Below are 24,787 nucleotides of genomic sequence, written 5' to 3' on the forward strand. Positions count from 1 at the left end.
CGCCGGCCCCGGCCACACCGCTGTCCCCCACGGCGGCGCCCGCCGCCGCGCCCGCACCGCCACCGCCCAGCGGCCCGCCGCCCACGCCGTCCGGACCGCCGGCGGCGACGATGCAGGGCCTCGCCTACCTCGTCGGCGGCGTGCCGGCCGACGTTCGCCGGGCGGCGGGCGCCAGCGCGCGCGCGAAAAGGGCGCCGGAGCTCGAGCACGCCGACGCTGCCACAGAGGCGCAGCCGGGGGAAGAGGCTTCACATGGGCGGCGTCAGCGGTCGAAGACCGAGCATTTCGGCCGCCGCTACGAGTATCTGGACGCCCAGCCGGCAGCCTCGACCCGGGGCGCGGAAGCCCTGGGGTTCGCCGGGACGGCGCCGGCGAAGTCCGCCACCACACCCGCGGGGTTGACCGCACTCGCCGAAGACGCGTTCGGCGGCGGCACACGGGCGCCGATGCTCCCCAGTACCTGGGACGACAAGCCGTGATTCGCCCTGCCCGACAGCCACATTCGGGCGGCCGCGCCCAGCCGCTCCGGCGTCCGCCACCGGCGCGAGCCGAATACGGGCGGCCGCGATGCGGAACCGCCGCAAGGCGGTAACCTAACGGCCATGCAGAACGCGTCCGTGGTGTCCCTGCTGCGGGAACGCGCCGGCCTGCAGCCCGACGATGTCGCGTTCCGGTACACCGACTACGAGCAGGATTGGGCGGGCGTCACCGCGACGCTGACGTGGGCGCAGCTCTACCGGCGCACCCTGAACGTCGCGCACGCGGTCAAACGGCACGGCGCCGTCGGGGACCGGGCGGTCATCCTGGCTCCCCAGGGCCTGCCCTACATCGAGGCGTTCCTGGGGGCGATGCAGGCGGGGCTGATCGCCGTGCCGCTGTCCGTGCCGGCGGCAGGCTCGCACGACGAACGGGTCGGCGCCGTGTTGGCCGACACCACACCGACCGTCGTCCTGACCACGTCGGCCGCCGCGGTAACCGTCACCGACTACCTCGCGCAGCCGGGACCGGCGCCCCGCCCGAACGTCATCGAGGTGGACGCGCTGGACCTGGACGACGCCGGCGCGCCGAGCATCCGGATCAGCGGCGCCCCCGACACGGCCTACCTGCAGTACACCTCCGGATCGACGCGGCTTCCCGCCGGCGTCATGATCTCGCACCGCAACCTTCAGGTGAACTTCCAGCAGTTGATGGCCGACTACTTCGCCGAGACCAACGGCGTGCCGCCGCGCGACACGACCGTGGTGTCGTGGCTGCCGTTCTACCACGACATGGGGTTCGTGCTCGGCGTCATCGCGCCGATCCTGGGCGGCTACCGCGGCGACCTGACGAGCCCGGTCGCCTTCCTGCAGCGGCCGGCGCGGTGGATCCAGGCGATGGCGAACGCCCGCCCGGTGATGTCGGCGGCGCCGAACTTCGCCTTCGAACTAGCCGTCCGCAAGACCTCGGATGCCGACCTGCAAGACGTCGATCTGGGCAACGTGCTGGGCGTCGTCAGCGGCGCCGAGCGCATCCATCCCGCCACGCTGGACCGGTTCTGTAAACGGTTCGCCCCCTACAACTTTCGCGAACACATGATGCGCCCCTCCTACGGCCTCGCCGAGGCGACCGTCTACGTTGCCAGCCGCACCGCGAGCCGCGCCCCTGAGGTCGTTCACTTCGAGCCCGAGAAGCTGTCCGAGGGCGCCGCGCAGCGGTGCCCGGCCCAGAGCGGCTCGCCGCTCCTCAGTTACGGCACGCCGAGGTCGCCCGCGGTGCGAATCGTGGACCCGGACACCGGCAGCGAATGCCCGGCGGGCACGGTCGGGGAGATCTGGGTCCACGGCGACAACGTGGCGGGCGGCTACTGGCAGAAGCCGGAGGAGACCGAGCGCACCTTCGGGGGCGTCCTGGCCGAACCGTCACCGGGCACGCCCGGACGAGGATGGCTGCGCACCGGCGATCTCGGGTTCGTCTCCGAGGGCGAGATGTTCATCGTGGGGCGGATGAAAGATTTGCTCATCGTTTACGGGCGCAACCACTATCCCGAGGACATCGAATCGACCGTCCGGGGGATCACCGGGGGCCGGGTCGCGGCGATCTCCGTCCCGGTGGACGAGACCGAGAAGCTGGTCACCATCATCGAATTGAAGAAGGGCGGCGATTCCGACGAGGAGGCGCTGCGCCTGCTCGACGTGGTCAAAAACGATGTCACCGCGGCCATTTCGAGCTCGCACGGCCTGAACGTCGCCGATCTTGTGCTGGTGCCGCCGGGGTCGATTCCCACCACGACGAGCGGCAAGATCCGGCGGGCCGCCTGTGTCGAGCATTACCGCCGGCAGCAGTTCACCCGACTGGACGCCTGAGCGGCCAAGGCGCGATCCACGCCCGGGCGACTCGACGCACCGTCACGGGACCGTACCGATCGCATCCTCTGGCTCGGCCCCGACAGGTTCTGCCGCCGGAACCCCCTCCCCCGCGACGGCCGAATCCTCTTCGACTACATCGGATTTGAGCAACGGCCAGCCCTTGCGCAGCACGTAGTCGAGCCAGGCGCCCGCCAGTTGCGACGTGAGCACGGCCGCGACCACCAGTGTGGTGTAGAACTTCGAGCTGATGATCCCGGCGTCGAAAGCGACGCTGGCAAGCACGATCCCGGGGCCGCCCCGGGCGTTGGTGGTGATTCCGAGGTTGATCAACTCCAGGCCCCGGAACCCCGCCAGCCGCCCCGCGAGTGCCACCGACAACATTTTCACGACGCAGGTACCGGCGATGAAGATGACGATCATCGGCAGGGAGACGCCCCGGATGAGGTCCAGCTTGAGGCCCACGATCGCGAAGTAGACCGGGATGAAGAACGCGAAGGAGACCTTACTGATCGCATCGATCGAGTCTGCGAAGATCGCGCGTTCGTTGTCCACCAGGGCGAAGCCCGCGAGGAAGGCCGCGAACACGAGGTTGACATCGAGCGCCCCGGCGACCGCGCAGTAAGCCAGCAGGATTGCGATGGCATATCCGGTGGGCGAGTGTTGCGCGAGGACGTTCCAGCGCGCCTTGTTGAAGGCCTTGATCATGCGCGGGACCACCGTGAGGCCGAGCGCGAAATAGGCCACCGTGATCAGCAGGTGCAAGCCCATCTGCCACGGATGCAGGTGGGATTTCGCGGCGATGGAAGTCGCGATCGCCAGCGCCAACCACAGCACGATGTCCTCGAGCACAGCGACCCCGAGGATGAGCCGCGCGAAACGCGTGTCGAGGATCTTGAGGTCGGCGAAGATCTTGGAGACCACCGGCACGGAGGTGACGGCGACGCCGACCGCCAGGATGATGATGAGGGACACCCGGTTGCCGTGCGGTCCGGCCAGGCTCGGACGGATCAGCTGCGGCCCGAATGCCAGCCCCAGCAGGAACGGGATGCCGGTGCCCACGATCACCAGCCAACTCACCGTCCGCCGTTCACCCTTGCCGAACAGTTGTTGCACCTCCGCGCCGGACACGAACATCAGCAGCAGCAAGCCGAGCCAGTAGACGAAGCTCAGGATGTGGGTGTTGTGCCTGGCGGTGCCGACGAGGTGCTCGACGAAGTGCAGCCGGCCGAGCAGTGCGGGGCCGAGCACGATCCCGGCGAGGATTTCCCCGACGACCTTCGGCTGACCGAGCTTCAAGAACACATACCCCAGCAGCTGGGCGAGCCCGACGAGCGCAAACAGAACGCAAATAACCGCTGTCAGTTGAGGATTCGACACTACGCACTCCTGATGCTATTGGGAACACTCCGGCCGGCGCGGCCGTGGCCGGTGCCCCAGCGTTGATAGAACTGATAAGCGAGCGTCAATGCTCCGGACCCGATAGCCACGGAAATCGGGAATTTGACAGTGGGCGAATCGATCACCAGGGGCAGCAGCCCTACCGCCAGTGCGGGCGGCATGCGCAGCCGCAGCAGACGCAGGGCGGCGATGCCCAACGCCATCGCGCAGGCGGCCGCGACGGCTCCGCGGCCGAACAGCGTGACGGCCCCCCATCCCGCGACCGCATTGAGGACGCACACCCCCGGCAGCGCCAGCGGTTTTCCCGCCCACGGACACGTCGTGGGGTGGGCGAACATCTCGTAGGCGATGACGATCAGCGGCGGGAAGAGGATCAACCGGAGTCCCGCCGCGGTGGCGCACCAAGCCATCACCGTCAAGAACGCGAAAAACGGTAGTACCCACGCAGTCCCGGCGGCGGGCGACTCGAGGACGTCGTCGACGCTTGGCGTCGAGACGTCGGTTTGCGGATACTTTCGCCGGCAGTGCCGTTGCCACGGCAGCAGAATCGCGACGAGGACGATCAGGCTCAGCGCGATGGAAACCGGATAGAGCCAGGTCTTGATTCCCAGGAAGAGCGGTAGCGCCCCGGCCGCGATCCCCGGGGCGACAGTGGATTTGAGCAGCGCCAGTAGCAACAAGCATGGTGTGACGATCAGCAGAATCGCCGCAACGCCGAACGGGAGCATCCGCGTGATCAGCACGCCGATGACCGCCCCCGCCACCGGCGTGACCACGAGCCGCCCGGGCTGGCCGGCCCACTTCCCCCACGGCCTCGTCAAGACGTCGTAGGACAGGGCCGCCAACCCGGGAAACAACAGGTAGTGCCAGCCGTGCAGGCGTGCCGCCAGCACGATGTATGCCAGGGCTATTGCCTCCATCAGGAGGCGATCCCGAAGTGCCAGGCCTCGATCAGCCATAGACCCTGTGTCCTGTCGTGGCGCCGCGGGACTCCGCGTCACCGCGAAGTCCCGCGACACCGTGACGTCGTTTCCGGTGAACTCAGCCGGCCGGGAGGGATTCGCCCTTTTCCAGCCAATGGGCGCACTCGGGGCCGAGCTTCTCGAGAGCAACGCGGTCGAAGCGCTCGACCTGCTCCGGGGTCAGCTCCTGGCGATGGTCGCGCTTGAGCCCCTTGTGGAAGAAGGCCTTGGCGCTGGACATGTGCGACCCGCCGAACGGCGCCATCTTCTCCGCCCGCTCGCTCATGTAGTCGAACGAGCAGTGCTCCACGATGACGTCCATCCGCAGCGACGCGGGGTCGATGGAGAAGAACTGGGCGAGCCGGGCGATCTGGCCCCGAAGGTCCCTCTTCAGCTCCCCGTAGTGCAGCAGCAGCACGTTCGGCTCATTCCGCAGCGCCCACCACGTTTTCATGATGTCGAGCAGGTCGCAGCACTGGTACCCGTTGGTGTCCAGCCACAGATCGAAGAACTCCTGCATGTCCTCGGGGATCACCAATGGCGCTGGGTCCCCGGACCACTCGGCGTGGATCTTGTTGATCGCCTCCATGGTCGCCGGATTGAAGTTGTACAGATAGTTGTGGAAGCTGATGCCGAGGTCTTTGCCGTTACGCCCGACGAACACGTAGCGGGCTTCCGGGGCGATCGGCAGCGCATCGGCGGGCAGATGCGATTTCATCACCCGCCGCATTCCGGCTTCCCGCTGCTCCTTGAGCACCTTGAGCATCCCGGCGTGATCGCCCCAGCTCGAATCCAGCCACGGCGAGGTGTCCGAGAGTCCGCCCTCGGGTTCCTCACCGTTGTGCAGAATCTGCTGGACGATCCTCTGGGTCCAGGTGGTGCCGGCTTTGAACGGGTCCGCGACGACGATGTCGCTTTCGACGAAGCCACCCTGGGCCAGGAAGTCTTCCCAGACCCTGGAATCGGAGAGGTAGTCCCGCAGGACTCTGGTCGGAGCGAGAAGTTGGTTTTCCACCGTGAATGTGCCTTCCGTAAGAACAGGTTGCGAGATACGTGATTCACACGCTCTGGCAAGCAACGCGACCCGGCTGATCGGCTCGGTGAAAAACACCTCCGCAAAACCCCGGGTCTCCATTACCCGAGAGTTCGGCAGGCAGCGTTGCTATCCAGTTGGTCGAACGGGCCACGAGCGGTCCCGCCGAAGCGGGGCGAACTGACCTCGAGTCTCCTAGTCACATCCGACCGCGTAGCAAGCCCGCATGTCGTCCGCGCCTATTTAAACTCGTGATGATTCAAATTATGTGGCGAACACCTGGCAACTTCCTGTGCTGCGGTTGGACGCTTCCTGTCCTTTTGGCAGCAAACAGGTCACCGCCGCATGACGCGCTGTCTCCGCGCAGTTACCCCGCGGGGCGCCGTCGCGGCGCGCAAACGAACGGCCCGGCCGTCAGGCCACTCGTCGCGCTTGGGGTGGGCGCACCAGCGGTCCGGCTCCGCGGTGTTGAACAAGCCGATCGGCTGGAACTAAAGCCAATCGGCTGGAACCGAAGGCCCTTTCGGCCGCACCGGTGCCGGCCACCGGGCGGCGCACCACCGGCCCGCCGGGGCGCCGTGCGACATCTATGCGGACACTCCGGCGGCCCGCCGGCGCGCCGTGGCGATGCGGTGCGCCGGCTAACGCTCCGTGCCCTCATCAAAAGAGACCGACCGGTGACTGGGCTATCCCAATCACCGGTCGGCACTCTTCAGCGTCTGGTATTCTCCTGCCGCCGCGCGGTCAGGCTTGCGCCTCCTCGAGGAAGCGGCCCATCACATCGGGCCCGGTGGAATGCATGTCGATCGACAGTTCGAGCAGCCTGTCCTTCGCCTTCTTCGGCAGCAGCTCGATCGACTTCGTCGTGGCGGAGTCGTACTTGGCCCCGGGGAAGCGCTGCAGCACGACATCCTTCTGCTCTTCGGTCGTGTAGATCTCGAGCAGCCTCATGCCGGCAAAAGCTTCCCTCGCCGCGTCGGCCATTCCGGCCTGTTGCAGCGCCTCGAGCCTCTCCTCGTTGATCCAGACGTTGACCTTGATCATCTTCTCCGTGGTGCTCATGATTCCTCCAATGCGTTCAGCGTGAAGACCGGGCGTCGGGTCTTGAGGTATTCCTCGGTCACGAAGGGCGAGCCCTCGCCGTATTTGGCGGCGGATTCCATCACGACCTCGAAAACCTCGTGCCGCATCACCTTCTGCGTCGGCTTGACCTCGTCGGTCAGAATGCTTCTGATCAAGCTGCCGCTGAAGCTCTGCGACTGCGAGTCGTGCCCGCACAGGGCGGAGTTGGTGACCTCCTGGCACTCCGGGCAGTACCAGTTCTCCCTGAGGAACACCGGTTTGATGCCGAGCTCGGTCCGGTGCTCCTTGAGCAGGTTCTGGGCGTCGTAGGGATGGTAGAAGTCGCCCACGCCGGCGTGGTCGCGCCCGAACATGTGATGCGTGCATCCGAGGTTCGTCCGCAGGATCGCGTGGAAGATCGCCTCACGGGGGCCCGCATACCGCATGTCCCACAGCGTGAAGGACACCATGTGGACGTTGTCGCGGAAATACCCGTGTGTCCGGAGGGCGTTCTGCGCCAACAGGATCGCCTCGTCGATGTAGTCGCCGACCCGCTTCTGGCCGATGATGGCGTTCACCAGCACGCCGGTGTTGAGGTTGTCGACGGGCATGTCCTCGTTTGCGGCCAGCCAAGCCTGCTTCATCAGCGCTTCGTGGCCGGTATGGGGCACGTTCCTGGTCTGGTGGGCGACCGCGTGCTTCCAGTCTCGCTCGGCCAGCGCTTCCATGTGCTGTTTGGGAGTGAGCCAGAAGCTCTTGAACGGCTCGTTGAAGACCGGCTCGTTGATGAGCGTGATGTCGCCGCCGACGAACCGGTTCTGGTAGGCCAGCGTCTTCTTCACGCCGGGGTGTCGCGGATCCGAAGTGCCGTAGGTCTTCTCGGCCATCCGCGCGAGGTCGTACTCGTAGATCTCGGAGATTTCGAAGATGGCCATGGGGGCGTCGAGATATTCGAGGACAACGCGGTCGCCCTCCTTGATGTTCATCCTCGCGATGTCGTCGGCGGACATATCGAAGACGATCGGTATGCTCCACAGCGTTCCGTCCGGGAGCTGCATGTTGTCCAGCGTCCCGTCGACCTCCTGCCGCCCCATGAATCCCGTCAGCGGGGTGAAGAAGCCATAGGAGAGGCTGATCACCTCGTGCGCAGTGGCTTTCGAGATGGGAATCCGCGGCATGCCCTTGATCTGGCCCGCGGCGTTATCGGTGGATATCCGTTCCACAATGGGATTTCCGTTGTGCCCCTTGTAGTTCATGATGACCTCTTTTTCTTATCCGTGTGATCGGCGGTTCGTGGTTGGGCGCGCTGGGCGGACACCGGCCAGCGCGGCTGGTCAGACTTCGACCATTCCTTCCCGGGGATTTTGGCTGCGGTCGAGCGCCGGGATGACTCCCGCCTGCTCGAGGTGGAGAACCACTTCGTCGGCCAGGGTCTCCGCCGGCTTCTCGCCGCCCTCGAGCCGCAATTCCGCCCGTGCCGGCGCCTCGTAGGGGTCATCGATCCCGGTGAAACCCTTGATCTCGCCGGCCCGGGCCTTCTTGTAGAGCCCCTTGGGGTCGCGCTGTTCGCAGACCTCGATGGGGGTGTCGATGAAGATCTCCTGGAAATCCCCTTCGCTCAGCGTGGCGCGCACCGCGTCGCGGTCGCGGCGGTAAGGGCTGATGAATGCCGTCAAGGCGATGACGCCGGCCTCGCAGAACAGCTTGGACACCGCGCCGATTCGCCGGATGTTCTCTTCGCGATCCTGCGCGGAGAAGCCCAATCCGAACCGTTGTGCGAACTCGGTCCCGTGACGCTCTTCGAGGATCCCCGGGCCGGCGTTCAGCCCATAGCGCACGTTGTCCCCGTCCAGCAGGAAGCTCCGCACTCCGCGCTCGTAGAGCTTCTGCTCGACGAGGTTGGCGACCGTGCTCTTGCCACTGCCGCTCAGCCCGGTGAACCAAATGACGCATCCGCGATGGCCGTTGAGTTTTTCGCGCTCACCGCGACTGATGTTGTGCTCGTGCCAGGTGATGTTGTTGGACATTTTTTTCTAGCTCCTCATGGGGTGTGAACATGGGATGTGAACAGACCGTGGGTGTTTCATGGATGCCCGATCGCGCATGGCGTCACGTTTTGACCGTCTCCCCCGCCGTAGTTTCCCGCGACGCCGCCGAGATCGACGCGTGCCGTCTCTGTGGTCGCACGTAGCGGGCCCAGACCAGCAACGCCGCCACGACGTAACACGCCAGGAAGATGCAGAATGCCGGGGTTTCAGTGCCTTCGGCGTCATAGGACTGCCGCAGTGTCAGGTCGATTCCCACCCCGCCAAGCGCACCGAAGGCCCCGGCGAAACCGATCAGCGCCCCCGAACGGACCCGGGCCCAATGGTGACGTTCGCCGTTGTCGAGGCCAAGCGCACGACCGCGCTCCTCGAAGACCGACGGGATCAGCTTGTACACCGCCCCTTTGGCCGCTCCGCAGAAGATGAACAGCGCGATGAAGCCGACGATGTAGCCCACCATCGTCGGGCCCGTCGCTTCGGCTCTCCGATCCTCGGCGGCGTCCGCTTGCAGACTGACACCGACCAGCAGGGCACCGGCGACGATGGCGGCGACGAAGACGGTCAGCGTGACCCGGCCACCGCCGAATCGGTCGCTCACCTTGCCGCCGACTATTCGCGCCAGCGAGCCGAGCAGCGGCCCGATGAAGGCGATCTCGGCGGCGTGCAGCGCCGCCTGGCTGTGGGTTTCCCCCGCCGCCGTGAAGTTGTGCGCCAACACCTGGCCGAAGGCGAACGCGAAACCGAGGAACGACCCCGACGCGCACATGTAGCAGAACGAGATGGCCCAGGAGTCCGGCACCGAGATGATCGCGCGCAGGTTGTGCAGCGACAGGCCCGTGCGGTGCGCGACGACGTTGTCCATGAACAGCGCCGCGCCGATACCGCCGATCGCGAGCAGCACCAGGTAGATCGCGCACACCCAGTACGGCGCCTCATGCCCGGCGGTGGCCAGTACCACCAGTCCGACGGCCTGAATGCTGGCCGACCCGAGGTTCGCCATCCCGCCGATGAGGCCGAGCGTGACCCCCTTGAGGCGTTGCGGGAACAGGCCGTCGACTTTGGCCAGCGACGCCGAGTAGTTGCCGCCGCCCAGTCCGGTCAGCGCCGCGCACACCAGGTAGGGCCACAAGGGCAAACCGGGGTGGGCCAGCAGGACAATCGCGCCGGCTGTCGGAATGAGCAGCACGGCCGCCGAGAACATGGTCCAGTTTCGCCCGCCGAACCAATTGGCGGCCATCGCGTAGGGGATGCGTGCCAGCCCACCCACCAGGGCGGCGACGGCCCCGATCAACAGCTTGTCGCCGGTGGAGAAGCCGTAAACCGACTCCGGCATGAACAGCACCATCACCGACCAGAGGTACCAAATCGAGAAGGCGACATGGACGTTCACGACCTGCCAGAAAAGGTTCCGGCGGGCGATGGCGCGGTTTCCGTTGTCCCAGGCCGCGGCGTCCTCTGGGTCCCAGACCGCGATGCGATGCGAACGCGCCACGCGATATCTACCTTTCGCCGACGATGCTGTCGCGCCCCCGACCCCGCCGCCCTGAGAACTCAGGGAGTCCGGCGCGGTCAGGTTCGTCAACAACTCAGTGCTTGCCAACCCGGACAGCGCGCGGCCGTTGGGCTTTGGGCGCAGAGCCGGCCGTTCGCAGGTATCTGCGAAACCTGAACGGCCACTCGTCGCCCTCCACGTCACGTACGACCGCACGCCTTGCCAGCCGGCGGTGCTGAACCTTCCGCAGGAACCGTCGGCCGCCGACATTGACAGCCAGTTGCGGCTTATCCCACGCCTCCTCCATCGAGTAAAACGCCGGTGCGGCCACTTTACAACTTAAGATGGTCAACTTACAGGAGATTTACAGACAAAGGTGAGCCGTCGCCCCCTGCCGGTCGACTCAGGGACCCGGATTGGGCCTCACGAACGCGCCACCCGCGCGTCGGCGGATTGGTCACGGTGGATCCCCCGCGCCGCCACCAGCGACATGGAAGCCGGCCCTTCCGGGGGGGCGACTTCGTGGCCGGGCGGCACCGGGCCGGGCGCGGGCATGGTCCGCGGTCGCGCGTAGCGCACCCAGGCCAGGACAGCGGCCGCGACGTAGCACACCAGGAAGATCCAATACGCGGGCGTCTCGGTACCCGCGCTGTCGTAGGACTGCCGCAGGGCCAGGTTGATTCCCACGCCGCCGAGCGCGCCGAACGCACCGGCGAAACCGATCAAGGTTCCAGATCGGATCCGCGCCCACTGCCTGCGTTCGGTGTCGCCGAGATTGCGCTCCCGGCTGCGCTCGTCGAAGACCGAAGGGATCAGCTTGTACACCGAGCCCTTGCCCGCGCCCGAAAAGATGAACAGTGCGATGAAGCCGACGATGTAGCCCACCATGGTGAACAGCGTCACCGGCTTCCCCGCGCCGCGGGTCAGGTCGTCGTGGGTGCTGACCGCGACCAGAAACCCGCCGCCCACGATCATGCACACCAACAGCGCCACACTGACGCGGCCGCCACCGAAGCGGTCGCTCAACTTGCCGCCGGCCACCCGCGCCACCGATCCCAGCAGCGGTCCCGCGAAGGCGACCTCGGCCGCGTGCAGCGCCGCCTGGGCGTGGCTTTGCCCACTGACGAAAAAGTTGTGTTGGAGCACCTGGCCGAAGGCGAAGGCGAAGCCGAGAAACGAACCCGAGCAACACAGGTAGAGGAACGCGATGCCCCAGGAGTCGGGGACCCGCAACACCTCTTTGAGGTGGCTCATGTCGATGCGGTAATGCAGGTTGTCCATGAACAGCGCCGCACCGAGCCCGGCGACGGCCAGCAGCACCAGGTATATCGCGCACACCCAGTACGGCGCCTCGTGTCCCGCCGTGGCCAGTACGAACAGGCCCACGGCCTGGATGACCGCCGACCCGAGATTCGCGATCCCGCCGGTGAGGCCCAGCGCGAAGCCCTTGAGCCGCTGCGGGAAGAACGCCTCGGCGGTGGACAGCGAGGCCGAGTAGTTGGCACCACCCAATCCGGTCAGGGCGGCGCAGATCAGGTACGGCCACAACGGCAGCCCCGGATGGTTCAGGAGCACAATGGTTCCCGCGGTGGGAATCAGCAGTATGGCCGACGAGAACATCGCCCAGTTGCGCCCGCCAAACCGGGCACCCGCCATCGCGTAGGGGATGCGCGCGACCGCCCCGACCAACGACGCCGTGGCCCCCATCAGCAGCTTGTCTCCGGTCGAGAAGCCGTAAGTCGACACCGGCATGAACAGCACCATCACCGACCAGAGGTACCAAATGGAGAAGGCGACGTGCGCGGTGGCGATCGACCAGATCAGGTTGCGGCGGGCGATGGCGCTGTTGCCGACGTCCCACGCGGCGACATCCTCTGGGTCCCAGTCCGGGATGCGTTGCGTCATGCGTGAGTTACCTTTCACCGGTCACGCCGACCGCCATCGCGCTCCGTGGCGGTCGGTTCCATTGGGACGATTGCCGATTCAGCAGCGCGAGGTCGAACTCGATTCGTTGTCAGTCCTTTTCGCGTTGTCCTCACGTGCGCGAGGCCACTCGGCCGTGAACGCCCGCGATTGGCCGGCCGCGCGTTGAGTCAACTTTCGATGGAACCGTCGACGTCAGCGGTGACGCACAATTGAAGCGGTTCCATCAACGTCGCGCGCCGCCGCCCACCGGTACGTTCCGGGTGGCAACGCGCTATGGCCAACCGACCGCCAGTCAAATCGAAAAGCGCGCGTTCGACAACTCGAATCACTCACTTTCAGGACATTTCCAGCCAACCTCACCGATATGTCCAGTTACCCACGGCCCCAAACGAATTTATACAGTGTCCTCCGTGAAAAAAGCCCCGGCTTCGACACATCGACGGAACGGACACGGCCAATCCGGGCACGTGAAGCCGGCGCCGGCAAGACGCTCCACCAGGCGGGTCAGCGGCCACCTTGTTGCCGGCACCGGGGAGCCCCCGCCGGCACCGCTCACCAGATGGTTTGCTGCCGCGGCCGGCGTCGCAACAACGGTGACCGATCGAAACCGTGCCACTGCGAGCGAAGCATGCGGTCGGCGGTCGCCATACCGGCGACGCGCATATCTGGACGTACCGGTGAAGTTAGCTGGAAATCTCCTGTACATCAACGATTTCGCGTTGCCGAATGCGCGCAATTCGGTTTGACTGCGAAATAGGCAAACCACGTTGCTAATGCGGCAGTTCCGCAATTGGCAAGGCGCGATAGCCCCCGGGACCGCCATAATTCGCAGTCATCGCCGACGGCCGAAGGCCCCCGGAACAATGCAGTCCATTTGTGCGGCGGCCGCGACGCGAAGGACAACTGGCCATTCATTTGGTCCTGGCCAGGCCCGCGTCCGCCGTGTCGGCCGAGTTCTTTGGCATCCCGCGATCTCGGCCGATCCGCCGGCCCGAACGCGCCGCGGATTCGCCGCCCGCGCGCGGCTGACGAAGGGGGACCATATGCTCGACTACGGGGCACTGCCGCCCGAGATCAATTCCGGCCGAATGTATTCGGGTCCCGGGTCCGGACCCATGCTGGCGGCGGCCGCGGCGTGGGACGTCTTGGCCAACGGGCTGGAATCTGCCTCGCGCGGGTACACCTCGGCGCTGGCGCAATTGCAGGGCGAAAGTTGGTCTGGCGGTGCGTCGACGGCGATGGCCGGCGCGGCCGCGCCCTATGTGGCGTGGGTGACCGACGCGGGCGTGCAGGCCGAAGAGGCCGCAAGCCAGGCAAGGGCGGCCGCGGCGGCCTTCGAGGCCGCCTTCGGCGCCACCGTGCCGCCGGCACTCGTGGCGGCCAACCGCGCCCAGCTGCGGGCGCTGGTGGCGACGAACGTGTTCGGGCAGAACACCGCGATGATCGGGGCGACCGAGTCCGCGTACGAACAGATGTGGGCGCAAGACGCCGCCGCGATGTACGGCTACGCCGGGTCCTCGTCGGCCGCGACGACGCTGCGGCAATTCACCCAGCCTCCGCAGACCACCAACGCCGGCGCGCAATCCGCTCAGACCGCGGCGGTCGGCCAGGCCACGGGCACCTCGGCCACCGGGAGCGCCCAGGGCGCCCTGTCGCGACTGACATCGGCTGTGCCGCAGCAGTTGCAGGCCCTTGCGTCGGGGGGCGCGGCGGGCTCCTCGGCAGGCCCCACCTCAGCCGGGTCCTCAGTACTGACCGCATTCAGCAATTTCAACACCCTTACCGGCCCGGCGGGCCTGGCCTCCAACTTCAGTCGCACCAGCACCTCGGCGATGAGCGGCTACACGGGGATATACCGGTCTTCCATCCAAGCCGGTAAAGATGCCGCCAAGGCGGCGGCCACCCCCGCCATCAGCGGCGAGGCGGCGGCGTTGACTTCCGCCGGCCCGCGACCTCCGGTGCTCGCGACCACGGGCAATGCCACGGCGGTGGGGAGACTGTCCGTTCCGCAGACCTGGGCGACCACGAATCCGGCGGCCGTCACGGTTGCCGACGCGCACTGGCTGTCCGACACCGAACTCGACGGTGGGCCGTCCTGGCACGAAGGGCCGCCGACCAACATGTTCAACGGGGTGCCGGCAACGAGTGCCGGGGCATCGTCTTCCGGGCTGTTGTCACGTCCCTCGGTCAACAACGTGTTGCGGGTGACGCCACGCCAATTCAAGATGCCGCGCCCTTCGGCGGGCGGCTAGCTGCGATTCGCGCCCGCCAGCGCACACAGAACCGCAAATCATTCGTTGCGCGAGGTCCGCGCGACGGTTGACACCCGGCCAGGAAAGGGACTTGGATGCTTGATTTCGGGGCGCTTCCGCCCGAAATCAACTCGGCACGAATGTATTCGGGCCCGGGCGCGGGGCCGCTGATGGCGGCCGCGGCGGCCTGGGACGCGCTGGCCGCGCAGCTGGAATCGTATGCGGTCGGTTACTCCTCGGCGGTAGCTGACTTGAGCCAAAGCTGGTCGGGCGGCGCGGCGTTGGCGATGTCGACCGCCGCCGCGCCGTATGTGGCGTGGGCGTCGGCGACGATGGCGCTCGCCGAGCAATCGGCGGCCCAGGCCCGGGCGGCGGCGGGCGCGTACGAGGCGGCATTCGCCGCGACGGTGCCTCCGCCGATGATCGCCGCCAACCGCGCGCGGCTGGCGATTCTGGTCGCCACCAATTTCTTCGGCCAGAACACGCCGGCGATCGCGGCGACCGAACTCGAATACGCCGAGATGTGGGCGCAGGACGCCGCTGCGATGTACGGGTACGCCGCGTCCGCTGCTGCCGCGACCGCGCTGACGCCGTTCGCCCCGCCGCCGCATACCACGAGCGAAGCCGGGCAATCCGGTCAGGCGGCCGCGGTCGCCCAAGCCACGGGCACCTCGACCGCAGGACACGCCCAGACGACGGTGGCAGGGCTGGCGCCCACCGTTTCGCAACAGCTGCAGACACTTTCGACAGGGGGCGCTTCGAGCCCGGGTACCTCGCCGGCGTCCACCTCCGCGGGGTCGTCGGTGCTCAACGCATTCAGTAACTTCAACACTCTGACTGGACCGGCGAATCTCGGCGCCGCCTTCAGCCGTACAGAAACGTCGGGCATGAGCGGCGGGACGGGCCTCTACCGCTCCGACATCCAATCCGACTCTGCCGGCGTCCCCGTTCCCCGGGTCACCACGGTCGGCGCGCAGACGGCAGGCTCGGCGGGCCTGCGCGGTCCGGTGCTTGCGGACGCGGGCAGGGCGGTGCCGATCGGCAAGCTGTCGGTCCCGCAGAACTGGGTGACGGCCAGCCCCGCCAGCGGCCCGGGCAACGGCCCAATGCCGCTGCCGGAAGCCGGCTTTCGTGCGACGCCCCCGTCCGAGGCCCACTCGCCCGCGAGCACGTTGGGCGGTCTACCGCCTGCGCGGCCTGGGCAGGGAGCCACCGGGGTGCCCGTCCTGCGCAACGGGCGGCGCGCTTTCAAGATGCCCCGCCCGACTTTCGGCGGCTGACCGGCTCCCCCGGCCGGTCACGACGCGGACGGCGCGACCTCCGAAGCGGCCAGTTCGTCGCACAGATGGTCCGCCAAATCGCGAACCGTGGTGATCTTGGTGGGGCTGACCCGCACCCCGGTTTCGGTTTCGATGCGGGTTCGCAACTCCAAATTGCCCAGCGAGTCCAGCCCATAGTCGGACAACGGGCGATCGGGATCGATTGTGCGCCGCAGCAATAGGCTGATCTGGCCGGACACCAGCCGGCGGATCGCGCTCGGCCATTCCTCGCGGGGCAGCGCCCCCAATTCGGCCAGGAACTTGCCCGTGTCGGGCCTGCCCTGGCCCATCGATCCGAACGCCTCGGCGAAGCGGCTGCGTTGCGCGAACGAGGTCAGCCAGGGCGTTCCCACGATCGGCGCGTAGCCGGAGTAGGGGCGGTCGTAGCGCAGCAGCGACTCGAAGGCGTGGTAGCCCTCCGCCGGAGTGATCGCGATGCCGGCGTCTTCCGCCAGGGCCGTGGCACGGCCGACTTCCGACCATGCGCCCCAGGCGATCGCGCAACCCGGCAATCCTTGGGTGCGCCGCCAGAAAGCGAACGCGTCCAGCCAACTGTTGGCCGCGGCGTACGCGCCCTGGCCCGGGGAGCCGACCAGGGCGGCGGCCGAGGAGAACGTGCAGAACCAGTCCAGCGGCTGCCCGTCGGTTCCCTCTGCCAAGGCCCGATGCAGGTTCCAGGCCCCGTAAACCTTCGGCGCCCAGCACCGGTCGATGAGCTCGTCGGTGATGTTGGTCAGCGTGGCGTCCTCGACGACCGCCGCGGCGTGCAACACCCCGCGCACCGGCAGACCCGTCGCCGCCGCGCACGCCACCAGGCGTTCGGCCGTGGCCGGTTCGGCGATGTCGCCACACTCGACCGCGATGTCGGCCCCGGCCGCCCGGAGGCGCTCAATCGCGACGCGCGCCTGGTCGTTCGGTGCCGAGCGGGAGTTGAGCACGATCCGCCCGGTACCTCGGGCCGCCATCTCGCCGGCCAAGAACAGCCCCAGCCCGCCGATGCCACCGGTGACGATGTAGGCGCCGTCGGCGCGGAACGGGTGGACGTCCTCCGGGGGGACCGCGGCCACGCTGCGCCCCGCGCGCGGCACGTCGAGCACCACCTTGCCGGTGTGCCCGGCCGCACCGACCAGGCGGACTGCGGCGGCGGCGTCGTGGATCGGGTAGTGCGTGGTCCGCGGCATCGGCAGCTCGCCCTCGGCCGTCCGTTGGTACACGGTGGTCAACAGGCGGCGGACCGTCTGCGGGTGGCTGAACGTCAGCAACCCCAGATCGACCGCGAACAGAGACAGGTTGCGGCGGAACGGAAAAAGCCCGAGGTGGTTGTCGCGGTAGATGTCCCGCTTGCCCAGCTCGACGAACCGCCCGCCGAAGGCCAGCAACTCGATTCCGGCGCGCTGGGCGGCACCCGGCAGCGAGTTGAGCACGACGTCGACGCCGTATCCGCCGGTGTCACGGCGGATCTCGTCGGCGAACGCCGCGCTGCGCGAGTCGTAGACGTGCTCGACCCCCATGTCCCGCAGCAATTGCCGGCGCTGCGGGCTGCCCGCGGTCGCGAAGATCTGGCAACCCGCGGCGCGGGCGATCGCGATCGCCGCCTGTCCGACGCCCCCGGTGCCGGAGTGGATGAGCACTTTGTCGGACGGCGCGATGCGGGCCAGGTCGTGCAGGCCGTACCAGGCGGTCGCCGCGGCGGTGGGCACCGCTGCGGCGTCGTCCAGCGCCATGCCGGCCGGCAGCGTCACGGCGTGCCGGGCTTCGGCGATGACGAAGGTGCCCCAGCAGCCGTTTCGGGACATGCCGCCGACGCGATCGCCGACCTCGTGCTCGGTGACATCCGGCCCGACGGCCGTCACCACGCCGGCGAAGTCGCCACCCAACTGCTGCTGATAGCCCTCGAAGGTGGGATAGCGACCGAAGGCGACCAGCACGTCGGCGAAGTTGACGGTGGACGCGGCGACCGCGACCTCGATCTCCCCGGGTCCGGGCGGGACGCGGTCGAACGCGACGAACTCCAGCGATTCCAGGTCGCCGGGCGCGCGGACCTGCAGGCGCATGCCGTCCCGGTCGTGGTCGACGACCGTGGTCCTCCGTTCGGCCGGACGCAGCGGGCCGGGCCGCAGCCGCGCGGTGTACCACTGCCCGTGCCGCCACCCGGTCTCGTCCTCCTCCGATCCGCTCTTCAACTGCGCTGCAACGCTTTCGGGTTCGGTGACCGCGTCGACGTCGACCTGGGTGACGCTCAGATGCGGGTGCTCGGAATCGATCACCCGCAGCAGCCCGCGCAGCCCGGTCTGCTCCAGGTTGGCCACGTCCCCGGCGACCACGTTCGCGGCGTTCCGGGTCACCACGAAAAGTCGGGGCGATTCGCCGGGCAGCTCGGAGAGCTCCCGGGCGACCGTCACGAGGTGGGACACGTAGTCGCGCCCGCGCCGTGCCTCGTCGGCGCCGCCGACCCGCTCCGCGGTCACCACGACGACACCCGTCAGGCCCTTGAGCGGGCCGTGCCCATTCGACGCGGCCGGGCCGTTGCCGCTCAGCAGCGTGCGCAGCTGACCGGTGCCCGCCGACCCGAGCGGCACCGACACGGTGGTGCATTGCGCGCCATCGGCATTCAACGCCTCGCTCAGTCGCGCCGGCAACGGGTCCGTCGCCTCGCACGCGCTCAGTAGCAGCCACGAGCCGGGCACCGCCCGCGCCGGGTCGGGCAGTTGGCGCGGCTCCCACTCGATGGTCAACAACCGCTCGTTGAGCAGCTTCTGCGCCCGCTCGTGCTCGGACACCCCGCCGGCCAGCCGCAGCCCCTCGACGGTCAGCAGGACGGTGCCCGACTGGTCCAGCACGTCGAGGTCCGCCTCACACTCGCCGGCGCGAGACGACGTCACCCGGGCCAGACAGTATTGCGCGTTCCGCGTCGAGGAATAGCTGCGCAGCCGCCGCACGCCCACCGGCAGCAGCAGGCCGCCGGCGCTCGCTTGCTGCACCTCGGGATGGACGACCACCGCCTGGAAGCAGGCATCCAGCAGGGCCGGATGGATCGCGTAGCCCGACTGCTGCGAGCGGATCGCCCCGGGAAGCGCGACCTCGGCGAGCACCGTGCCGACGCCCCCGTCGGCGACGAGCGCCGCCGCCAGACCCGAGAACGCCGGGCCGTACTGAATCCCCATCCCGTCGAAGGCTTTTCGCAATTCCGCCCCGTCCATGCCGGACAGGTGGTTGCCGATCAGCGTGGCCATGTCATGGGCCGGCGGCTGCCACGGCTCCGCCTCGTCCGCTCCCGCGGGCGCCCGCAGGACCGCGGCCGCCCGGCGCACGGGTTCGCCCTCCTCGTGGGTGTCCACCGTGAAGTCGAGGACGCCGGGCGCGGCGACCGTCGCCGCGCACGACGCCCGCGTCCGGTCGTCCAGCAACAGCGTCTGCTCGAACGTGACGTCGCGGACCTCGCACCGTTCGCCGAGGGCCACACGCGCCGCGGCGAGCGCCATCTCGCAATAGGCGGCGCCGGGAAACGCTGCCACACCGTGGATTTGGTGGTCGCCGAGCCACGGGTGCGCCTCGGTGCCGACGTCGCCCTGCCAGACGTGCCGCTCAGGCTCCTCACGCAGGTGCACGTGCGCACCGAGCAGCGGATGGACGGGCAGGACCGAGGAGCCGTGCGCGTGCTCTTTCGCCTCGCGGCTGAGCATCAGCCTGCGGTGAGTCCACGTCGGCAGCGGGGCGTCCACAAGACGCCCGGTGGGGTACTGCACCGAGAAATCGACCGCGGCGCCGGCGCTGTGCACGTCGGCGACGAAGCCGCGCAGGCCGACCGGCAGCTCCTGCTCCCTGCGCATGGCGGCCAGCGCCGCGATGGGCATGTCGAGGCTGCCGGCGTTCTGCTCGACCGCGTGGGTGAGCAGCGGATGCGGCGCCAGCTCCCCGAAGACCCGGAAGCCGTCCTTGAGGGCGGCCTGCACAGCCGCGGCGAAACGCACGGTGTAGCGCAGGTTTTCGGCCCAGTAGTCGCCGGTGAACGACGGCCGCTCGCGGGGATCCCACAGCGTCGCCGAGTAGTAGGGAACCTCGGCCTCGCGCGGCTCGAGGCCGGCCAGCGCCTCGACCAGGTCGTCGAGGATCGGCTCCACCTGCGGCGAATGCGAGGCCACGTCCACCGCCACCTCGCGCGCCAGCACGTCCTGCTCTTGCCAGGACGCGACCAGGTCGCGGATCGTCTGCGTATCGCCGCCGACGACCGTCGACGTCGGCGAGGCGACCACGGACAGGACGACGTCACAGACCCCGCGGATGGACAGCTCCGACAACACCTGCTGCCCGGGCAGTTCCACCGAGGCCATCGCGCCGCTGCCGGCGATCCGGGCCATCAGCCGGGAGCGGCGGCAGATCACGCGCACCCCGTCTTGCAGCGACAGCCCGCCCGCGACGACCGCTGCCGCGGATTCACCGAGGGAATGCCCGATGACGGCGCCGGGACGCACGCCGTACGACCTCATCGCCGCGGCCAGTGCGACCTGCATCGCGAAGATCGTCGGCTGCACCCGGTCGATGCCGGTCACCACCTCCGGCGCCGACATCGCCTGCGTCACCGAGAACCCCGACTCGGCGGCGATCAGCGGCTCCAGCTCGGCGATGGTCGCCGCGAACACGGGTTCCCTGGCCAGCAGTTCGGCGCCCATCTGCGGCCACTGCGACCCCTGTCCGGAGAACACCCACACCGGCCCCAGGTCGTCCTGACCGACGGCGGGCTCGTACGGGACGTCGCCGCCGGCGACGTCGCGCAGGACCGCGCTCAGCTCGCCGAAGTCGCCGGCCGGGACCACCGTCCGCACCGGCCGGTGCGCGCGACGGCGCGCCAGGGTGTAGCCGAGGTCGTGCAGGCCCGCGGTACCGGCGCCGCCCGCGTGCGCGTCGACCCAGTCGGCGAGCCGGGCGGCCGTCACGCGCAGCTGCTCCGCGGACGTCGCCGACAGCGGGAACAACAACGCCCCGTCGCCGTTCGGCCGGTCGGGCGTGCCCGCCGGGGCCGGCGCCTGCTCCAGGACGGCGTGCACATTGGTGCCCGACATTCCGTAGGACGACACCGCGGCGCGGCGCGGGTGCCGGCCGTCGGTGGGCCAGGGCGTATTGGCCTGCGGCACAAACAGTTCCGTATTGACCCCGGCCATCTCGTCGGGCAGCCGGGTGAAGTGCAGGTTTTGCGGCACCACGCCGTGCTGCAGCGCGAGGATCGCCTTCATCAGCCCCAACGGTCCGGAGGTGGACTGCGTGTGGCCGAAATTCGTCTTCACCGACCCGAGCGCGCAGGGCCCCTCGGTGCCGTACACGGCGGCCAGGCTCGAGTATTCGATCGGGTCCCCCACCGGCGTGCCGGTACCGTGCGCCTCGACGAAGCCGACCGTGGTGGCGTCGACGCCGGCAGTGTCGAGGGCCTTTCGGTAGACGGCCACCTGGGCGGTTTCCGACGGCGCGGCGATGTTCACGGTGCGGCCGTCCTGGTTGGCCGCGGTGCCGCGGACGACGGCCAGGACGCGGTCGCCGTCACGCTGCGCGTCGTCGAGCCGCTTGAGCAGCAGCATGACGCAGCCCTCCCCGGACACGAAGCCGTCGGCCCTGGCGTCGAAGGCGTGGCAGCGACCGGTCGGCGACAACATGCCCTGCAGCGACCCGGAGACCGACTTCCGCGGCTCCAGCGTCACGACGACGCCGCCGGCCAGGGCGATGTCGCTTTCCCCGCTGTGCAGGCTGCCGCAGGCCTGGTGGACGGCCATCAGGCCCGACGAGCAGGCGGTGTCCACGGTCACCGCCGGGCCGTGCAGACCCAGCGTGTAGGCGATCCGGCCGGACGCGAAGCTGTTGCTGGTTCCGGTGAACCCGTACGGGCCTTCGGCGGCGCCGCAGTCGGCGGACAACAGTTCGTAGTCGCCGTGGGTGAGGCCGACGAAGACGCCGGTCTGCGAGTGCGACAGGCCCGCGGGATCGAGGCCCGCGTGCTCGATGGCGTCCCACGACGTTTCCAGCAGCAAGCGGTGTTGCGGGTCGATCGCGGTGGCCTCGCGCTCGGTCATCCCGAAGAAGTCGCAGTCGAAGCCCGCGACGTCGTCCAGGAAGGCGCCCCACCGCGTGACCGATCGGCCTGGCACGCCGGGTTCGGGGTCGTAGTAGAGGTCGGCGTCCCAGCGGTCGGCGGGAATCTCGCCCACCAAGTCATCGCCGCGCAACAATGCGTCCCACAGCCGTTGCGGAGAATCGATCCCACCGGGAAGTCGGCAGGCCATACCGATCACAGCAACGGGTGTGGCGGTTGCGACACGCAATGCGCAGTCCCCTGTTCTCCCCCAACGGCGTTGGGCAATGGTGCGGTGCCAGCTTACCGACCCGACCTCCGTTCGCCACATCGGCGTTGCGGGCCCGGCGGAATCCGCATGCCGGACCATCCGCAAAAGCGCGAAAGTGGGTCAACCGCACCGGGATTCGGACCACACGCATCGCGCGGCGGCCGGGTGGCGGCGTCGCGACCCGTCGCGTCGTTGGGCGGCACGACGTTACGTCTGGCCGCCCCCTTCCGATTCACCGGAGTCGACGGCCCTCGCGGGGTCCTCGATCACGTGATAGACCGGATCGACCATCGATACGGGCCGGTTGCCGGTCTGGCGGGCCTTCCCGGTGAGCCGCAACAGCTGCCCGGGCTGGATGTCGGCGCCCCCGTGGCCGGGGCGGAAGGTGACGGTGATTTCCCCGCTGTTGTCCCCGACGACGACCTGCCGAAAGGTGCGCCCGCGGTCGGTGACGTCCTCGACCTGGTTGACCCGGCCCTCGACGGTGGCCCGCTGCCCCGAGATGAGCCCCGCCACCAGGATCACCGATGCCGGCCGCTCGGGGTGCTCGTAGGCGTCCACCTTCTCGTCCTCACCCCGCGAGACCCACGCCTCGAGCTTCTCGACCTCCTGCGCGATCCGCTGCTCGAAGGTGTCGGGGTAGGCCTCCTTGATTCGCGACTCCACGTCGTAGGGCACGATCGTGGCCGCCGCATCGGGGATCAGGCTCACCGCGCGGGAGATCTTGTCCGCGGTGCGATCGTGCAGCAGGCGGCCCAACAGCCGCGCGAACGTCCGGCGTGGCAGCAGCACCGTCACGTTGGTGTGCGGTTGCTCGTCGCGCGCCTTGGCCACCAGGAGTTGCGCGGCCCGGCTGATCCGGCGGTCCGGGCAGTCCACCACCCGCAGCGGCGTGTCCAGACCGAAGTGGTCCCAGCGCTTGCGCAGTTGCGCGGCGTGGGCCGGGTCGACCATGAAGTGCACGGCGGTCAGTTCGTCGGCGCGCAGTCCCCGGCCGTAGCGCAACGCCTCGATCACCGCCAGGTCCACCGAGTCGACGAGGACGAACACCCGGTGCCGCGCGTACTTCACCAACTCCGGGCGGTCGGTGCGAAACATCTCGAGAATGGCCGCCTCGGCGCGGTATTCGCGGTTGAGCCGCATCAGCATGAACACCAGCAGCGGGAAGACGACGACCACCAGCCACGCGCCCTCGGTGAATTTCGCCACCGCGAAGATGCCCACCACGATCGTCGAGAGGACCGCCGCGGACAAGTTGATCGCCAGGCGGCGCCGCCATCCCGGATCGCGGTGCGTCAGGTGATGTTTGGTCATGCCGTAGCCGGCCATCGAGAACCCGGTGAACACGCCGATCGCGTAGAACGGGACCAGCGCGTTGACCGAGCCGCCGGTCACGATCAGCAGCAGCACCGACAGCGCGGTCAGGGTGATGATGCCGTTCGAAAAGACCAGGCGGTGACCGCGTTTGGTGAGTTGGCGCGGCAGGAACCGGTCCTCGGCGACGAAGCTGGCCAGCGCGGGGAATCCGTTGAAGCTGGTATTCGCGCCGGTGAACAAGATGGCGGCGGTCGCGGCCTGGACCAGGATGTAGAAGACATTGCCGACGACGCCCCTGCCGAAAACGGCGCGGCCGATCTGCGACAGCACCGACGGGTACTCGGTGAGGTACGGCGTGGCGTGGGTGACGTGCGCCAGGTAGGCGACGCCGGCCAGCAGCAGGCCGAGGATGGTGGCCATGGCGGTGAGCACGCGGCGTGCGTTGCGGCCCTGAGGCTTTCGGAAGTAGTCGACGGTGTTCGAGATGGCCTCGACCCCCGTCAGCGACGAGCCGCCGTTGGCGAACGCGCGCAGCAGCACCAGGATCGTGGCCCCCAGGACCAACCCGCTGCCCTGATGAACCGGCACGGTTCCGGGCATCCGCGCCGGATCGTAGACCGGCAGGTTGCCGGCGAACGCGCGGACCACGCCGACCACGATGGTCAGTCCCACCATGGCGATGAAGGAATAGGTGGCCACCGCGAACGGCATGCCGGCCTCCTTCAAGCCGCGCAGGTTCGCGTAGCAGATGGCAAGCACCACACCGACCGTCAGCTCCAGGCTGTACGGCCCCAGCGCGGGAATGGCGGACACCACCGCGACGGTCCCGGCCGCCGATTGCACCGCGACGGTGACCACGTAGTCGATCAACAGTGCCGCGGCGGCGATCTGCGCCACCCGGGGCCCGAAATTGTCGCGAGCGACGATGTAGGAGCCGCCCGCCCGGGTGTAGGCCATCACCACTTGCCGGTAGGAGGCGGCCACCAACACCAGGATGAGCAGGATGACCCCGGTGATGGGCAGCAACAGCAGGAAGGCGGCCAGCCCGGCCTGCGGCAGCAGCTCGATCAGGATCTGCTCCGGGCCGTAGGCGACCGACGAGACCGCGTCCGGCGAAAGCGCGCCCAGGGCAACCGGATTCGACAGTTTTTCGGACGCGATGTCCTCGGTGATCAGCGGCTTGCCCAGGAATACACGCTTGACGATGTCCCCGACCGAAAGAGGGATGCGCAACTTGCCGGCCGACGTTGTCACGACCACCGTCCTTACCTGAGCGGGCGGAACACCTTCGATGCATTGTGCACGGT

At 68.4% G+C, this 24,787-nt stretch carries 14 protein-coding genes; 4 read left to right on the forward strand and 10 right to left on the reverse strand.

Going from position 1 to position 24,787, the window contains the following annotated elements; translation table 11 throughout:
* On the forward strand, positions 1-479 hold a 479-nt coding region (locus BST44_RS30075; RefSeq protein ID WP_500684507.1), incomplete at its 5' end, for a PPW family C-terminal domain-containing PPE protein.
* A 123-nt stretch (positions 480-602) separates the two neighbouring features.
* Positions 603-2,342: a fatty-acid--AMP ligase FAAL21/FadD21 gene (gene fadD21 / locus BST44_RS10120; RefSeq protein WP_083176992.1), complete on the forward strand. Its 1,740-nt coding sequence runs from the start codon at positions 603-605 to the stop codon at positions 2,340-2,342.
* A 42-nt stretch (positions 2,343-2,384) separates the two neighbouring features.
* Here the strand turns inward: fadD21 and BST44_RS10125 are convergent, their stop codons facing one another.
* The 8 genes from BST44_RS10125 to BST44_RS10160 all read right to left on the reverse strand — a co-directional run bounded on the left by BST44_RS10125 (position 2,385) and on the right by BST44_RS10160 (position 12,242).
* Positions 2,385-3,722: a cation:proton antiporter gene (locus BST44_RS10125; RefSeq protein ID WP_083176993.1), complete on the reverse strand. Its 1,338-nt coding sequence runs from the start codon at positions 3,720-3,722 to the stop codon at positions 2,385-2,387.
* On the reverse strand, positions 3,722-4,702 hold the full coding sequence (locus BST44_RS10130; protein WP_083176994.1) for a hypothetical protein: 981 nt from the start codon (positions 4,700-4,702) through the stop codon (positions 3,722-3,724). Before BST44_RS10130 ends, BST44_RS10125 begins: the two co-directional genes overlap by 1 nt.
* 82 nt (positions 4,703-4,784) lie before the next feature.
* A complete protein-coding gene (locus BST44_RS10135) occupies positions 4,785-5,720 on the reverse strand; it encodes a sulfotransferase domain-containing protein (RefSeq protein WP_142274443.1) in 936 nt (311 codons plus the stop codon).
* Positions 5,721-6,482: 762 nt separating this feature from the next.
* Positions 6,483-6,800, reverse strand: coding sequence for a DUF6955 family protein (locus tag BST44_RS10140; protein WP_083176995.1), 318 nt, complete (start codon positions 6,798-6,800; stop codon positions 6,483-6,485).
* The gene (gene sat / locus BST44_RS10145; protein WP_083176996.1) at positions 6,797-8,056 is read right to left on the reverse strand and encodes a sulfate adenylyltransferase; all 1,260 of its coding nucleotides are present in this window, start codon (positions 8,054-8,056) and stop codon (positions 6,797-6,799) included. The genes BST44_RS10140 and sat overlap by 4 nt, the downstream gene beginning before the upstream one ends.
* Positions 8,057-8,134: 78 nt before the next feature.
* Positions 8,135-8,827: an adenylyl-sulfate kinase gene (gene cysC, locus BST44_RS10150; RefSeq protein WP_083176997.1), complete on the reverse strand. Its 693-nt coding sequence runs from the start codon at positions 8,825-8,827 to the stop codon at positions 8,135-8,137.
* A gap of 82 nt (positions 8,828-8,909) precedes the next feature.
* A complete protein-coding gene (locus BST44_RS10155) occupies positions 8,910-10,337 on the reverse strand; it encodes an MFS transporter (protein WP_083176998.1) in 1,428 nt (475 codons plus the stop codon).
* Between the two features lie 423 nt (positions 10,338-10,760).
* Positions 10,761-12,242, reverse strand: a complete 1,482-nt coding sequence (locus BST44_RS10160; protein WP_083176999.1) for an MFS transporter — start codon at positions 12,240-12,242, stop codon at positions 10,761-10,763.
* A 1,064-nt stretch (positions 12,243-13,306) separates the two neighbouring features.
* On the opposite strand from BST44_RS10160, the gene BST44_RS10165 reads away from it, so the two are divergent.
* Complete coding sequence (locus BST44_RS10165; protein ID WP_083177000.1) at positions 13,307-14,515, forward strand: PPE family protein; 1,209 nt, start codon at positions 13,307-13,309, stop codon at positions 14,513-14,515.
* A 95-nt stretch (positions 14,516-14,610) separates the two neighbouring features.
* Positions 14,611-15,795 carry a PPE family protein gene (locus tag BST44_RS10170; RefSeq protein ID WP_083177001.1) on the forward strand — a complete coding sequence of 395 codons (1,185 nt, stop codon included), beginning with the start codon at positions 14,611-14,613 and terminating at the stop codon, positions 15,793-15,795.
* A 17-nt stretch (positions 15,796-15,812) separates the two neighbouring features.
* Here BST44_RS10170 and pks2 read toward each other — a convergent pair whose 3' ends face one another.
* Together pks2 and BST44_RS10180 are read right to left on the reverse strand one after the other, a co-directional pair.
* On the reverse strand, positions 15,813-22,142 hold the full coding sequence (gene pks2 / locus BST44_RS10175; protein WP_083177002.1) for a sulfolipid-1 biosynthesis phthioceranic/hydroxyphthioceranic acid synthase: 6,330 nt from the start codon (positions 22,140-22,142) through the stop codon (positions 15,813-15,815).
* Between the two features lie 228 nt (positions 22,143-22,370).
* Positions 22,371-24,734: an APC family permease gene (locus BST44_RS10180; RefSeq protein WP_083177099.1), complete on the reverse strand. Its 2,364-nt coding sequence runs from the start codon at positions 24,732-24,734 to the stop codon at positions 22,371-22,373.
* Positions 24,735-24,787: the final 53 nt, after the last annotated feature.

The sequence above is a fragment of the Mycobacterium scrofulaceum genome (assembly GCF_002086735.1).
GTDB lineage: Bacteria > Actinomycetota > Actinomycetes > Mycobacteriales > Mycobacteriaceae > Mycobacterium > Mycobacterium scrofulaceum.